Here is a 13,334-nt window from a genome sequence, read left to right as displayed (position 1 = left end):
TAAAAAGCAAGTGATTTATCTCAAATTCGAGATATTTTTTTATTGGATAACATTTTGAACTGAAGAATAATGAATTTCTATATGGGATAGCGTCATAAAAATGTGGATTTACTACGCTAAGTCTATTTTCATTTTTCCATAAACCGGAAAGTATCAGTTTTGTTAATCCTACCCTTCATTTAGAAAAAGCTGTTCTTTTAAGATTAAATAACTAACATTCTTGGACTAAAAACTCGCGAAATTCTTGGTTTGAGGACATTATAAAATTCATAAGTTGATGGATGTGGGATATCGCCAGCATTTTTGAAAAAAACACGCTAAGAGCATGCAAGATTTTATACAGTTTTTCGGCTAATCCAGTAACAAACAAGAACCCCAAAACCGCGCCAGGATAGGAATGTATAAAAAATTGCATAGATCCATAGAGCGTAAAAAAGGAGGTTCTCCTGTGAGAGCAGGGTTCCTCCTTGTCCTTGCTACCGATAATGAGACGTTATGTTAACCTCATATGTATAGAATATACAGTTAACTAAAAATGAAAAGTTTACATTTGAAAATGAACAATAAAAAACAGTAGTGATTTTATATACTACTGTTTTTTATTGTTTCTTATAAGTGAATTATTTGTATTCCTGTCTATATAATTTAAACGAATAAATAGCTCCAATAAAGAATACAAAAGCTTCAAATAATATAAAGATTTGACGGAAATTCTCAATATCTTTACCAACTAAAGAAATAAATATGGCATTCATTAGAATTTGAGTAGTAAACATACGAGAAGTAATTTTTAAATAAATAGCATTTGTTCTTTCATCTGGTTTACCAATTTTTTTGTAAATAATAATAAGTGCAATTACTGAACCTAAAAATAGAAGTGCTGTAAGTCCTACAACGATATTGAAATTGCCTGTACTTTCTAACATCCATTTATTTAATAGATCAATCATTATTATCTTCCTTTCCTACATAAGAGAATATTTCGTTCTTCTTTTTTTACTATAATAAAAAAAGAAAAACGAAAACATCGAACTTTCTTACAAACATTCGTGTATTCTTACAGTTTTGTCATTTTGTAAATGTATTCATCGCCTTGCCTTTCGCTATTTTCTTTGGAAAACATAGTAAATTACGAAAAAGAGCGCTACAAGATCAACTTCCAAGAAGTAGTGCACTAAACCTCTAGCCAGCACTCACACCAAAAAACAAGGAAGGAAGTCTTAAATACTTTCTAGAATTTTAAATGAAAAGACATTGCAAAATCACTTGAAATGACGCCGCAAACAGGACATTTAATAGTGGGGAAATTTAATTGAGGAGGGAAACTGTGAGAATACCTTTTGTACCTAAAAATGTTGAGATTAGTCAGGATCGCTATGATTTTATCAAAGAATACCGAGGCGGAGGATTTATGTTAATTGCAGGTGCTGTTTTTTGGTTATTAGCATTTATATTAACTTATGCATTACCTAAAGTAGCAGTAGTAGAGTTTTATATATGGGGCGGATTGCTTATTCCTATAATTGGAGTATCTTTATTTAAGGTGATGAAAATGTCTGCAAAACCTAATCAGTATTCATCATTGGTTACATTTTCCTCCGGTGTCGTAGTTGTTTGTATTCCAGTATTGCTTCTCATTAAAGAACTGAATGTGGATATGTTACTTCCTGTAATATGTATTATAAATGCCGCTCATTTTCTTATTCTTTGCTGGGTTCATTTAGATTATTTATATTTCATACTTGTTATATTGGGAGTTTCACTTGGGTGCCTTTTTATTTATACTCTACCAAGTTCCCAAGTACATTACCTTGCATTAATTTGGGGGTTAATTTCTTTAATAACTGGAGTTATTACTCATTATTCTACTCAACAACCTTTAAAGGGATATGACTTTTCCATCAAAGGATAAATTCAGCAACCGGTTTTATTAATTAATAACTGTCAAGAAATGAAAATTTTCTTTTTCTATAGTTAGTTATTGTGAGAAGTCAGCCCTTTTTTCATTTTAGGAGGTATTTTGTTTTATTAGGTTGATAGCGATATGGTGCTACCCCTGTTAGTAGTAATTTTAATATCACTATGGATAAATTACTTTTAAAACTTTACTTCCGAGAACAAGAATTATGTAAATAAGCTGCCCATATGGACAGCTTATTGTATTTTTTGCTTAACATATTTTTTCTGAAATGCTGGCGTTACTCAACTAAAAAGTTGATATGCTCCCATTCTAGTGGCAAGATATGTTTTATTAGTTCTTCGTTACACCCATGCGTACTTCTTAACTATTTTATTTCATTTTCAATAAAAAACAGCCTCACTAAGCGTATTAACACTTAATGAGGCCACTTTATTCACACTATTAATTATGGAACGTCGGCTTATAGAACGAACGATTATCAAGTGCAAAAACACGCTCTGTGTATTCGCCTGGTTTTGTGCGTCCTAATGCACGGTCCATCATGTTCATTTTTGCATCTAAGTTATCGATGTAGTGCAGAATTTCTGCTTCTTTTACTAATGGTGGTTTTGGACTACCCCACTCTGCTTTTCCATGGTGAGAAAGGACGATGTGTTGAAGAATTAATACTTCTTCTGCATCGATTTGCAGCTCGTCTGCTGCTTTACCAATTTCGTTCACCATAATAGAAATGTGGCCTAGTAAATTTCCTTCTAACGTGTACGTCGTAGAAATTGGACCAGATAATTCGATTACTTTACCAAGGTCATGTAAAATAACACCTGCATATAGTAAGTCTTTATCTAACGATGGGTATAAAGCCGCAATAGCTTTCGCTAAATCAAGCATCGATACGACGTGATAAGCTAGTCCAGATACGAACTCGTGATGATTTTTCGTCGCTGCTGGATATTCTAAAAATTCATTTTGATGCTTATTTAATAAATGTCTTGTTAGACGTTGAATGTTTGGGTTTCTCATTTCAAATATGTATTGCGTAATTTTTTCAACCATATCTTCTTTTTTCACTGGTGCTTTTTCTACGAAATCTGAGATGTCCGTTACTTCATTTTCATTCGCAACTCGGATTTGTTTCACGCGTAATTGAATACGTCCTTTGTAGTTTAGAATGTCACCAGCTACTTTAACGATTGTTTCCGCTACATATTGTTTCTCAACTTCTGGTGATACGTCCCATAGCTTCGCTTCAATATCTCCACTTGGATCTTGTAAGATTACTGTTAAAAACGGCTTTCCATTGCTTGCTAGACCTTTTGTCGCTGTTTTAATTAACAAGAAAACATCGACTTGTTCACCAACTTCATATTCTGCAATTTTCTTTTTCATTCGAATTCCTCCACCATATCAGTTACTTTTAGTATAGCACACTACAACTCATTTTCTTTACGCTTACGCACTAATTTTATAATCTGTTTTTCTGTAAAATACGTTAGTAAATGCGCATGACATGTAAAGAAGATGACTTGCCTATCTTTCGCAATTTCCTTTATAAGTTCAATCGTACGATTTGTCCTTACCGCATCAAAATGCACGAAACTATCGTCAATAATGAACGGATAATCATGCTCAAATGTTTTCGCTAATGCAAATCTCAGCGATAAATATAACTGCTCCGCTGTCGCTTGACTCAGCTCATGACTGTAAAAACGCATACCGTCGTTACGCTCGACAATGAACGGCTCTGCCTCTGACGGTGAAAAGATTTTACTATATCGTCCGCCTGTTAAATAGACGAAATACTCTTCTGATTTTTGTAAAATACGAGGAAGATGTACTTCGTGATAATATTGCTTCGTTTTCGTTAATACTGTCTTTGCGGCCGCATACGCAGCCCACTTCTTCACTTGTTCACGCACTTGTGCTTTTTTCATTTCCCATTCGTGTAGTAAATCACCGTACGTACTTCCTTCTTCTAAATTCGCAATTTCCATACGATGCTTTGCAATGCGCTCTGTCAGTTCTTTCTCTTTCGTAAGACAATTTTGCGCGACTGTCATTTCTTGCTTTAATTTTTCATCATAATCGTCAGCTTCATAATGTTCAGCTAATGATAAACTCGTTAAACGCTGTTCTAACAGATCAATTTGTGGTAATAAACGCCCCACTTGCTTATCCGCATCTTCACGTTTTTCTGCCAGTTTACCTGCTTCTAAAAACATCTCTTCATCTGTAGCCTCTGCAATATGCCATAAACTATCTCGTTCTACTAACAGTTGTTTCAGTTGCTCTTGCATAAACTCATATTCTTCTTGCCATTCCGCTAGCTTCTCTTTGAGCTGCTTACAAGTTTGGCGCTTCTCTTTTTCATTTTGCATATGACTTTGCGCCTCGTGTAGCTTACTATACTCCGCACTACCAATAACAGTTTCTAGTTTATGTTCAAATTGCGAAATCATTTCATATAATGAAGATTTTCTCGTGCCTTGTTTTTCTAATTCACGATATAATTGCTGCATTTTTTCCGTGCGCTCAAATGCCGGCAATATGTGCGCATACGTATAAAATTCTGGGAACATATAGCGCGTTTTATATGCATCTACTTGTTCGCTAATGCGGAACGTTTCTCTCTCCCATTCCTCATACGATGAAACGACTTTATCATACGCTCGCTCCATTTGCTGCAACTTGTACGACTCGCGCTCAAATAGCTTACGAATCTCTTCATCTTTTTCTAACTCATAGCGCACAGACATCGCTTCTTCACTTTGTCTCCCGCCAGCACTTTGCTGAAGAGTAAGAAGCTCTTCTTGTAATCCATGGGACGGATCTTTATATAAAACAAGGGCAAGAACGATCCCTACAAAAATAATGACACTAATAAATAAGAGCAGGCGGTTATCTATAAATAAGCTTGTAAATAAAACGACTGTGTTAATAAGAAGTAACAGAAGACAAACTCTTTGCCACTGCTTTTTCTTTTGCATAGCCGCTCCTGCTTTTTCCTCATACTTGCGCTTCATTCTCTCTGCGCCCATACCGATAAACGCCGCATCTTGGAACGACTTTTCTTTCTCAGCTAACGCACTTCGCTCTTCATCCGCTAACATTTGTTGCTTAATCTGTCTTATATTTTCTTCTTGTTCTTCCAATTGCTCCTGCGCTACTTTAAAGCGATCATCCAGCTGTACTTTTTGCGTTTCTAATTCGCGCGCCTTTTGTACTGTTTGTGTAATCAGCTCTTTCGTTGCCAGACTCATATCAAACGACAGAACTGTCTCTTTTTCAAAAGTAGCACCAATTTGTTTCTCTAGCTCTATCAGTTCTTCTTTTATATTCGCAATACTTCCTGTCATATCACGCATTTCTTGGCGTGCATTTTCATAAGACATATGCTGCATACGAAGTTCTTCTACGTAACTTTCTTTTCGTAAAAACTCTTCATCTATTTGAATCGATTCCATTTCCGATTGCACTGTCTCTATTTTTTTATGGAGCGAATCAACTTGTAACTGAAGCGGCTCCATCTTCGCCTTAATCGCTTCATAACGCGCCGTCCCGTTTACAGGAAACTGCTCATTTTCGTTTTCTAACACTTTCTCATACGCACGCTTTTCAATAACGAGCGGTTCAAGCGCTGCTAATATTTCATAATCTTGCTTTCGTTTCTCTGCACTCTCTTTTTCCACGCGAACAGTAGCTAGCTTCTCTTCACTTTCTTTTAACTGCTCCACTTGTTTTTCATACGTGCCAATTTTCCCTTGCCACTCTTTCATCTTCTCTTCAAGCTTCTTCATCTCTTGCAGTGACACGTTAATTTCTGGCTTACGACCACTCGGCTTAAAGCGCTGATCCATTTCTTTTTCTAACTTTTTATCTAACTGCAATAACGCATCACTTCCGACTGCACTTGCTGAAAATAAATAATTTCCGATATCCGATTCGCCAAGCTGATGAATATTTTGCAGGCCATGCATATCAAAAGAAAAGACCGATTCAAATAAACTTTCATTCATTCCGCTTAATATATCGTGTAAAATTTCTTCGCCGCCCGTTTTCCCATCTTCAAAATAAACGGTTACCTCACCAGCTGCCGTCTTTGGCAATCGTTCAATTTTCAAACGGCCGTACTTCTCTGTTTGTACAGTCATCGCACCGCCATACTTGCCGCCTTCTTTCGGCTCATATCGACGCTGTCCTCTCGTCGGAAAACCGAATAAAATACTTTTCATAAATGAGCGAATTGTCGATTTCCCCGCTTCATTCTCACCGTACAACACCGTCAGCATTGACAGATCCATTTCCACATTTTCTAATTTTCCGTACCCATAAATATGGAGTTTTTCAATTCTCATTTTTTATCCCTCTCTTGCTGGAATAATTGCTCTAAAATAATATTTTCTGCTTCCTTTTGTATCTCTTTCTTCTCTTCCTCTGTAAAAGATTCAATACTATTACGTGCTACAGGGGATGTCCAAATCGTGCGCAACACGCCGTCCATATTGGTGAAAGCTTCTAACTCCTTTAGCACACTACCGACGAAATGATTTTCTTCTTTCAAACGTTCAATTTCTGCAAAAGAAACCGTCTCATTTTTCCACTTCATCGCATATACAAAATCTTTTCGCTCTTCTCCAGCTGCTAAAATATGAAAAATCTCTTCTACACGTTTTTCATCACGTAAATAAGGAGAAAGTGAGCCTTGTCCTGTAAATACGACAGTTAGTAGTGTACCTTCCTCTCCTCTTCGGCACTCATTCATCGCAGTAGATATGCTCGTCATAATTTCATCAACAGTTTCAAGTCCATCAATATTCACTTCAATCTCATCCCATACAACATCAGCCGTATGGAAAAATGAACATTGCGACCCTTGTTTCGTAAGTTCAATCAGGTACGCACCCTTTTCCCCTGTTTCCTTACGATGACGTCCTTGTATGTTCCCTGGATAAATAATGCACGGCTCTTCTGATAAAATTTCACGTTTATGTATATGGCCAAGAGCCCAATAATCAAACTGCTTTTCTTTCAACTCACGAATTTGAAACGGTGCATAGCGATTATGCTCTGCATCTCCTTCCACACTTCCGTGAAGCATGCCAATATGAAAAGGCGCATCACTCATTTTCGTATACTGCGCTGTCATATTATCCGTTACCGCTTGCTGCAAATAACTAAACCCGTAAATAGAAGCTAACAACTCACCATTTTTATAAAATGATTTCTCTTCTACATAAGGCTCTGTAAACACATGAACATTTTCCGGAAACTCAATCGCTGCCCAGCTTCCCCCTAAATGATCGTGGTTACCGTGAATAATAAAAACAGGGATATCGTACTGCGAAAGTCTCTTCATTTGCTCGCGCACAAACACTTGCGCACGCAAACTTCTCGTCTCCGCATCATACAAATCCCCGGCTAGTAATACGAAATCAACGCGCTCTTGAATCGCTTTATCAACAATACGCTCAAATGATTCAAACGTACTTTGCTTCATTCTTTCCCAAACAGACTGCGCAACATTCATCTCCATCCCTTTAAACGGACTATCCAAATGCAAATCAGCCGCATGTATAAACTTTACTTGTTTCACAAATAACGATCCTTTCTATGTTTCAAAAGTTTCATTTTATCAAAATTAAAATTGCTGAAAACTAATAATCATCGGGAATGAATAACCCCCCGATGATTAAAGTTTCACTTTATTGTAACACGCAATGTCATATATTTCTTTGCATATTCTAGTGATTTATGCCAAAATAGTTATAAGATTCTGATTTTTATTATTGGAGGGAATTTTCATGGGAGTATACGTTCTAACAGTCTTTGAAAAAGATGGTTCAAGAGCATTAGATGAATCATTCGAGGCGGCAACTGAAAAAGAAGCGAAAGCAAAAGGTGAATCTATTTTACAAGAAAAAGGATTGCACGAAAAAACACATCGCTGCACATCTTCTGCAGGTAAGCTCGTTTTATTCCAGCGCTAAAAAAAGAAGCGTCATCCGCTTCTTTTTCACTCTACTATATCTTCGTCACACCACGTAAACGCCACATCCAGAATGCGATTACCGATACGTACGCGCTTATTCCATTTTCCTGTTTGGATCTGATGTTGCAATTCTGCTTTCATCTTTTCCGTCCAGTCGTGAATCGTTTCACTACCATTGTACGGGTATACGCTTGGAAACTCTTCCTGCAGTAGATGCAAGCTCTCTGCATCAAAATGAAAATGGAAGAAGTAGTTTGCTGTAAGCGATGGTTCTTGTAATCGTAAAAAATGATCATCAACTTGCTTTCTATTTCTATAGAAAGTAAAGATATTCACTTTACCGCTCGTAATTTGGTCAATTTGAATTTCGTGCTTCTCTATAATCACGTCTTGCCCACCTCGTTATATACTACCCTTAGTATATATGTCTTTTGCAACAAAGTTAACCATTTTCGCGCGAAATTCATTTCCTTCATTATATTACCTGTACCTCCAAGTACAATCAGAACAGATAAAGTGAAACTTTAATCATTGGGGAATCTTTTCATCCCAAATGATTATTAGTTGAACCAATCGGGCATTTACGGGCAGTTGATCTCCCACCTAACTGCTTTGCTTCATAGCCAAATTTCAAGGTGGGAGTCTTACTGCCCGTTAATGCGGGGTAAAAACAAAGTTGAAGGGGAGCGATCACATGTATTTCGGAAGCAAAGGTTGGTATGTAAAAGAACTTAAAAAATTAGGTATTCGTACTTACGAAGGTAAAAAACTAGAATCATATCGTACGCATGTGTTATCTAGTTTACTTGAGAGAATGAAGAAGGCTTCGGCTTAATAAAAAATAGAAGAAGCCACTTTTCAAGTGGCTTCTTGCTTTTGAAAAATTTACTATCCCTTGTACCAATCATAGCCTAAATGAATAACATTCGCCTCCATATAAGACAATGAATTCTTCTCAAGAAACGTCTCATAGTCCACAAAATTATCCATTTCAAATCTATCATTCTGAAACCACGTTGCGTCACATTCATCACAAACATATACAACTTTATTTATATCTTTAATTTCTGCTTTATAAATGAGACCATTTCCATCACACCTTGGACAAACAACTTTCCCTTTAAATAGCTCCATTTAGAATTCCTCCATCACAAACTTTTAAAGCCTTAACTATGTAATAGAATAAAACTTGTTCTTGCTTAATAAACTTCTTAAGTAATTCATTAAATGATTTTCACAAAAAAATTCAAAGACGTTTTATTAAAAAACAAGTGAAAATATCTTAACTAGAAACTAACAATAGATTTTAATGAATACAATAATCCTTTTAAAATTATCTTATAAAATTCATTTTATAGAAAATATTTCACATATTATTTATCCTCTTCATATAACGCTACTAATCGTCTCCCACCAGCAGTACGCGTGCCAATCATCTTACGTAATTCCTGCGCGTCTTTTGGTCTCTTAGTAATTAAAGATTTTTCATCTTCTGTCACTGTAAAACCTGATTTTATTTGCACTATATCAATAACTACCACTTCACCATTTTCCTTTTTGTTCACCATAATCTCATCCTCCCCTTTTACGAAATGATTCAATATATACTATATACTCCGTCACTTCATATCGCCCTCCCTATTTCATTTCTTAATCTATCTCCAATAAAATATCTCCTCAAACCAAAAATGCTATAATAAACCCAATCAAACTAAGGGGGCACATTCATCTTGCACGGAAAACACATTCAATTTCACAAGTTTGGCAACCCAAAAGATGTATTACAAGTTGAATATAAAAATATAGAACCATTAAAAGATAATGAAGTTCTCGTTCGTATGTTAGTTAGGCCGATTAATCCATCTGACTTAATTCCCATTACCGGAGCGTACGCTCATAGAATTCCTTTACCTAACATACCTGGTTATGAAGGTGTTGGTATTGTAGAAGATGTAGGTTCGGGCGTTTCTAGAGACCTTATCGGTAAACGTGTTTTACCGTTACGCGGAGAAGGTACTTGGCAAGAATATGTGAAGACGTCAGCTGATTTTGTAGTCCCTATTCCTGATTCTATTGATGATTTTACAGCGGCACAAATGTATATTAATCCTCTTACTGCGTGGGTTACATGTACAGAAACGTTAAACTTACAACGTAATGATGTTTTATTAGTGAATGCTTGCGGATCCGCTATTGGTCTTCTATTTGCGCAGTTATCACAAATTTTAAACTTCCGATTAATTGCCGTTACACGAAATAATAAGCATACAGAAGAGTTACTACGCCTTGGTGCTGCATATGTAATTGATACTTCCACTGCCCCGCTTCACGAAACAGTTATGGAGTTAACAAATGGGATTGGTGCAGATGCTGCGATTGATTCTATCGGAGGATCAGATGGAAATGAATTAGCTTTTTCCTTACGTCCAAACGGGCACTTTTTAACAATCGGTCTTCTATCAGGTGTACAAGTAAACTGGGCAGAGATTGTCACGAAAGCAAAGGTGCACGCGAACATATTTCATTTACGTCATTGGAATAAAGACGTGTCACCACACAAATGGCAAGAAACATTTCGTCACTTAATTCGCTTAGTTGAAAATAAGCAATTACGTTTTATGAAAGTCCATTCTACATATGATTTAGCAGATGTGAAAACAGTGGTTGATGTTGTGCAGTCTGCTGAGAAAACGAAAGGGAAAGTGTTTTTGACGAGTTATTAAATACAATTGAAGGAGTCTTTTGGATTGGCCCTTTAAACAGACTAGATAGTACGTTTAGAATTTTCTAATTGTAAGTATCTGGTATAATTAGGTTAAAAGGCGAAAGGAGACTCTAATATGTGGTTACTTACGGCAATTGCGCCTGTTGTAATAGTCGGGGGAATTGTAGTATATGTGATTGAAAGGCTTAAACATAAATATAACAACGGCACCTTAGGTAAGAAAAAATCAAAAAACGCTCAAATTTTATTAGATAGTCTCATACCAATGGGAATGCTTTTAGGGTGTTTAATCGGTATAATAGTCGATATGTTTTTCCCGAACTATTCACTGCTTACAATTGGTTTAGGAGCTGGAATCGGCTATTTATTTGGTTATTTTTCCTATGAAATTTATAGTAAGACAGGAAACAATTATTCATAATCGAGAAACAGACACGAGCATGGAATAAGCGAAGACAAAAAACCCCCTCAAAGCATAAGCTTCGAGGGGTGAGCCTGTTTTTTATTTACTTATATACGTACAGCTGTACCACTTACAGCAACCATTAACATTCCATCACGAACAACCTCGTAATCTACATCAATACCAACGATAGCGTTCGCACCTTTTTGTTTTGCAAGTTCTTTCATTTCGTCCATCGCAATATCACGAGCGTCTTTTAGCTTACTTTCATAAGCACCAGCACGGCCACCGACAACATCACGAACTGAAGCGAATAAATCGCGGACAATGTTTGCACCCATAATAGCTTCACCATTTACAATATCGATATACTCAATAATTTCTTTACCTTGAATTCCAGACGTTGTTGTTACAATCATGACTGACACTCTCCTAATAAGTTGTAGTTTTAATTAGCTTTCTTATGTTTTTATTATGACATGGAACAAACAACTAATCTATTGAATTACCTTACAGGAATGTGACAGTTTTGTAAGAATAAACCGCGCACTATGTTTCATTTTAATAAAGCGCTTTAACATTAGGATACATAAACGATTATTTATTTTCTTTCCAGTCCTTTTCTACTTCTTTGAAAGTTGGTCGTCCTAATTCTTCATTGTTTTCATGTTTACGAAACCATTTCTTCACATACTGATCCCCATTTTTATTTTGAACTGTACAAAGGAAACTATTACTACTATCCTTTAATATTTTTACAATCACGAATAGACACCTCTTTCCTTTTACATAACAGAATAGAACTTGACCTTTTACTATAAGCCCTTCCTCTCTTATAGTCATACGACTCCTCGGTCGCGCCAAAATTGTAAGATCAAAAAACGATATTCACTTTTTTTACATTTTTCATCATTTTATTTAAAGAAATCAGAGTTATAAGCATTATGCTTATCAAATATCTTATATATTTCTAACTTATCATCTAATTTTGCATCTACTAAAATTAATATATTTCCATCGTAAATATACTCTTCATATTTCTTAGCATGGTCTTCAGGGATTCCTAAGCCGATAAATGCTCCTATTAAACTTCCAGCTCCTCCGCCAATACCGGCTCCTCCAATAGCTGCTGCGATAGGTCCTGCTGCTACGATTGGACCCATTCCAGATATGGCAAGTACACCAAGACCTGTTAATAAACCACCGAGTCCACCTGCTACTCCTCCTGCTACAAGCCCTGTTGCTGAAAAGATATCCGCTTTATGCGCAGTTTCACTATTCACTTTTTCACCTGATTTTTCTTCCAGATGTTCAATTTCCTTTTGATCCTTCGCAATAGCTGAAATGTTATCTGCTGAGTATCCTTTATCATTTAATTCATTAATAACGAGTGCCGCATCATCAATTGTTCTAAAAACACCTACTATTTTTCTGTCTACATTCATAACTATTAACCTCCTAAAATTTTATATGATGTATCTTTATTTTTCTTCATTTCTGTATACACTAATCTTCTTATTAACATAACCATTTACGAAAAAAGCGAATAGTAAAAGCACTACAAGTGAACTACTTAACAAGTAAATTAAATCAAATGTAATATCAATCATCATTTCATTCATGTATACCAGGCTCCTTTTTATTTAAAGTAAAAATATATTTTTATAGACTAGAAATCTTATCATTCCTCTTCAGCCAATCTCTTTGTAGTATATGTATACCCTTCCCAGCCCTTTCTAAACGTAAAAAACTATAATTATATTTTTAAAATTTTATAGGTTTAATATTTTTTAAAACGGGTATGTTTATATTGTTATGCTTACTATATGGAAAGGAATATTTCGATGAATGCCATTCACTCTACTACTATTTCTTATAATGAAACACCTACAATAACGCAGATTCATCATTTTTATGCTTTAATGACAACATTTCAAACGAATGTATTTATAAGTAAACACGGGACACTTACTTCTATTAAAAACTTAAGCACATTAATATCCTTTTTCCTCACTGTAAAAAAGAGAGAGCTTGTATTATTTATCTTTGAAGGAATAGATGCAAAAAAAGCTTTAAGAACACTCTTTCCTTCTTAGAAGTTTTGTTATCCCCCTATTCCCTCGATTGTTACTTTTCATATATCTTTTTATATTTCAAAATGATTTCCTCTATTAAAAAAGAACCCCCTAATACAATAGGGGGATTTCTAGTTTGGCCTTATGAAAACTGATATAATATATATTACGTTTTTCATTCTTTAAAATAGAAAAGTTTTAATAACCTTGAAGGTAGGAATTTT

General features: G+C 35.6%; 17 protein-coding genes and 1 pseudogene. 7 read left to right on the top strand and 11 right to left on the bottom strand.

Annotated elements, in window-relative coordinates; translation table 11 throughout:
- Positions 1–620: 620 nt before the first annotated feature.
- Positions 621–950 carry a hypothetical protein gene (locus tag KZZ19_RS05130; RefSeq protein WP_016083241.1) on the bottom strand — a complete coding sequence of 110 codons (330 nt, stop codon included), beginning with the start codon at positions 948–950 and terminating at the stop codon, positions 621–623.
- 140 nt (positions 951–1,090) lie between these two features.
- On the opposite strand from KZZ19_RS05130, the pseudogene KZZ19_RS31155 reads away from it, so the two are divergent.
- Both KZZ19_RS31155 and KZZ19_RS05125 read left to right on the top strand, forming a co-directional pair.
- A pseudogene (locus tag KZZ19_RS31155) lies at positions 1,091–1,183 on the top strand (transposase); the annotation flags it as partial.
- A gap of 144 nt (positions 1,184–1,327) precedes the next feature.
- Positions 1,328–1,912 (top strand): DUF7010 family protein, encoded by a 585-nt coding sequence (locus tag KZZ19_RS05125; RefSeq protein ID WP_237979726.1) that lies wholly within the window; start codon positions 1,328–1,330, stop codon positions 1,910–1,912.
- 450 nt (positions 1,913–2,362) lie between these two features.
- Here KZZ19_RS05125 and yhaM read toward each other — a convergent pair whose 3' ends face one another.
- From yhaM to KZZ19_RS05110, 3 genes are read right to left on the bottom strand one after another with little or no spacing between them, the layout of a single operon-like run.
- Positions 2,363–3,307, bottom strand: a complete 945-nt coding sequence (gene yhaM / locus KZZ19_RS05120) for a 3'-5' exoribonuclease YhaM (RefSeq protein ID WP_000726645.1) — start codon at positions 3,305–3,307, stop codon at positions 2,363–2,365.
- A gap of 41 nt (positions 3,308–3,348) precedes the next feature.
- Positions 3,349–6,273 (bottom strand): ATP-binding protein, encoded by a 2,925-nt coding sequence (locus KZZ19_RS05115; protein WP_237979725.1) that lies wholly within the window; start codon positions 6,271–6,273, stop codon positions 3,349–3,351.
- Positions 6,270–7,511 (bottom strand): metallophosphoesterase family protein, encoded by a 1,242-nt coding sequence (locus KZZ19_RS05110; RefSeq protein ID WP_237979724.1) that lies wholly within the window; start codon positions 7,509–7,511, stop codon positions 6,270–6,272. Before KZZ19_RS05110 ends, KZZ19_RS05115 begins: the two co-directional genes overlap by 4 nt.
- A gap of 208 nt (positions 7,512–7,719) precedes the next feature.
- Between KZZ19_RS05110 and KZZ19_RS05105 the strand changes: the two genes are divergently transcribed.
- The gene (locus KZZ19_RS05105) at positions 7,720–7,905 is read left to right on the top strand and encodes a YhzD family protein (RefSeq protein WP_237979723.1); all 186 of its coding nucleotides are present in this window, start codon (positions 7,720–7,722) and stop codon (positions 7,903–7,905) included.
- Between the two features lie 26 nt (positions 7,906–7,931).
- Here the strand turns inward: KZZ19_RS05105 and KZZ19_RS05100 are convergent, their stop codons facing one another.
- Positions 7,932–8,294 carry a hypothetical protein gene (locus tag KZZ19_RS05100; RefSeq protein WP_046953956.1) on the bottom strand — a complete coding sequence of 121 codons (363 nt, stop codon included), beginning with the start codon at positions 8,292–8,294 and terminating at the stop codon, positions 7,932–7,934.
- Positions 8,295–8,601: 307 nt separating this feature from the next.
- Between KZZ19_RS05100 and KZZ19_RS05095 the strand changes: the two genes are divergently transcribed.
- Complete coding sequence (locus tag KZZ19_RS05095) at positions 8,602–8,742, top strand: YflJ family protein (RefSeq protein ID WP_000273536.1); 141 nt, start codon at positions 8,602–8,604, stop codon at positions 8,740–8,742.
- 53 nt (positions 8,743–8,795) lie between these two features.
- Here the strand turns inward: KZZ19_RS05095 and KZZ19_RS05090 are convergent, their stop codons facing one another.
- Together KZZ19_RS05090 and KZZ19_RS05085 are read right to left on the bottom strand one after the other, a co-directional pair.
- Positions 8,796–9,041 carry a 3'-5' exonuclease gene (locus tag KZZ19_RS05090; RefSeq protein ID WP_237979722.1) on the bottom strand — a complete coding sequence of 82 codons (246 nt, stop codon included), beginning with the start codon at positions 9,039–9,041 and terminating at the stop codon, positions 8,796–8,798.
- A gap of 239 nt (positions 9,042–9,280) precedes the next feature.
- On the bottom strand, positions 9,281–9,475 hold the full coding sequence (locus KZZ19_RS05085; protein WP_237979721.1) for a hypothetical protein: 195 nt from the start codon (positions 9,473–9,475) through the stop codon (positions 9,281–9,283).
- A gap of 162 nt (positions 9,476–9,637) precedes the next feature.
- On the opposite strand from KZZ19_RS05085, the gene KZZ19_RS05080 reads away from it, so the two are divergent.
- Both KZZ19_RS05080 and KZZ19_RS05075 read left to right on the top strand, forming a co-directional pair.
- Positions 9,638–10,630, top strand: a complete 993-nt coding sequence (locus KZZ19_RS05080; RefSeq protein ID WP_237979719.1) for a zinc-dependent alcohol dehydrogenase family protein — start codon at positions 9,638–9,640, stop codon at positions 10,628–10,630.
- A gap of 117 nt (positions 10,631–10,747) precedes the next feature.
- Positions 10,748–11,053 carry a hypothetical protein gene (locus KZZ19_RS05075; RefSeq protein WP_237979718.1) on the top strand — a complete coding sequence of 102 codons (306 nt, stop codon included), beginning with the start codon at positions 10,748–10,750 and terminating at the stop codon, positions 11,051–11,053.
- 89 nt (positions 11,054–11,142) lie between these two features.
- On the opposite strand, the gene KZZ19_RS05070 is transcribed toward KZZ19_RS05075, so the two are convergent.
- From KZZ19_RS05070 to KZZ19_RS05055, 4 genes are all read right to left on the bottom strand, one after another.
- Positions 11,143–11,454 carry a heavy metal-binding domain-containing protein gene (locus KZZ19_RS05070; RefSeq protein ID WP_000637505.1) on the bottom strand — a complete coding sequence of 104 codons (312 nt, stop codon included), beginning with the start codon at positions 11,452–11,454 and terminating at the stop codon, positions 11,143–11,145.
- A gap of 178 nt (positions 11,455–11,632) precedes the next feature.
- Positions 11,633–11,800, bottom strand: coding sequence for a DUF4028 family protein (locus tag KZZ19_RS05065; protein WP_237979717.1), 168 nt, complete (start codon positions 11,798–11,800; stop codon positions 11,633–11,635).
- 149 nt (positions 11,801–11,949) lie between these two features.
- On the bottom strand, positions 11,950–12,480 hold the full coding sequence (locus KZZ19_RS05060; protein ID WP_226545611.1) for a general stress protein: 531 nt from the start codon (positions 12,478–12,480) through the stop codon (positions 11,950–11,952).
- Positions 12,481–12,516: 36 nt separating this feature from the next.
- A complete protein-coding gene (locus KZZ19_RS05055) occupies positions 12,517–12,657 on the bottom strand; it encodes a hypothetical protein (RefSeq protein WP_001004567.1) in 141 nt (46 codons plus the stop codon).
- A gap of 222 nt (positions 12,658–12,879) precedes the next feature.
- Here KZZ19_RS05055 and KZZ19_RS05050 point away from each other — a divergent pair, with 222 nt between their 5' ends.
- Entirely contained in the window at positions 12,880–13,131 is a 252-nt protein-coding gene (locus KZZ19_RS05050; RefSeq protein WP_226545610.1) for a hypothetical protein, read from the top strand.
- The last annotated feature ends 203 nt before the right edge of the window (positions 13,132–13,334 follow it).

It is taken from the genome of Bacillus thuringiensis, assembly GCF_022095615.2.
GTDB lineage: Bacteria > Bacillota > Bacilli > Bacillales > Bacillaceae_G > Bacillus_A > Bacillus_A cereus_AG.
This window is presented reverse-complemented; position numbering and strand designations above follow the sequence as displayed.

Bases quoted from the DNA above. Each gene is read 5' to 3' on its own strand.
- KZZ19_RS05090 (WP_237979722.1), bottom strand. From the start codon at position 9,041: ATGGAGCTATTTAAAGGGAAAGTTGTTTGTCCAAGGTGTGATGGAAAT.
- yhaM (WP_000726645.1), bottom strand. From the start codon at position 3,307: ATGAAAAAGAAAATTGCAGAATATGAAGTTGGTGAACAAGTCGATGTT.
- KZZ19_RS05115 (WP_237979725.1), bottom strand. From the start codon at position 6,273: ATGAGAATTGAAAAACTCCATATTTATGGGTACGGAAAATTAGAAAAT.
- KZZ19_RS05055 (WP_001004567.1), bottom strand. From the start codon at position 12,657: ATGAATGAAATGATGATTGATATTACATTTGATTTAATTTACTTGTTA.
- KZZ19_RS05130 (WP_016083241.1), bottom strand. From the start codon at position 950: ATGATTGATCTATTAAATAAATGGATGTTAGAAAGTACAGGCAATTTC.
- KZZ19_RS05105 (WP_237979723.1), top strand. From the start codon at position 7,720: ATGGGAGTATACGTTCTAACAGTCTTTGAAAAAGATGGTTCAAGAGCA.
- KZZ19_RS05060 (WP_226545611.1), bottom strand. From the start codon at position 12,480: ATGAATGTAGACAGAAAAATAGTAGGTGTTTTTAGAACAATTGATGAT.
- KZZ19_RS05070 (WP_000637505.1), bottom strand. From the start codon at position 11,454: ATGATTGTAACAACAACGTCTGGAATTCAAGGTAAAGAAATTATTGAG.
- KZZ19_RS05075 (WP_237979718.1), top strand. From the start codon at position 10,748: ATGTGGTTACTTACGGCAATTGCGCCTGTTGTAATAGTCGGGGGAATT.
- KZZ19_RS05085 (WP_237979721.1), bottom strand. From the start codon at position 9,475: ATGGTGAACAAAAAGGAAAATGGTGAAGTGGTAGTTATTGATATAGTG.
- KZZ19_RS05095 (WP_000273536.1), top strand. From the start codon at position 8,602: ATGTATTTCGGAAGCAAAGGTTGGTATGTAAAAGAACTTAAAAAATTA.
- KZZ19_RS05050 (WP_226545610.1), top strand. From the start codon at position 12,880: ATGAATGCCATTCACTCTACTACTATTTCTTATAATGAAACACCTACA.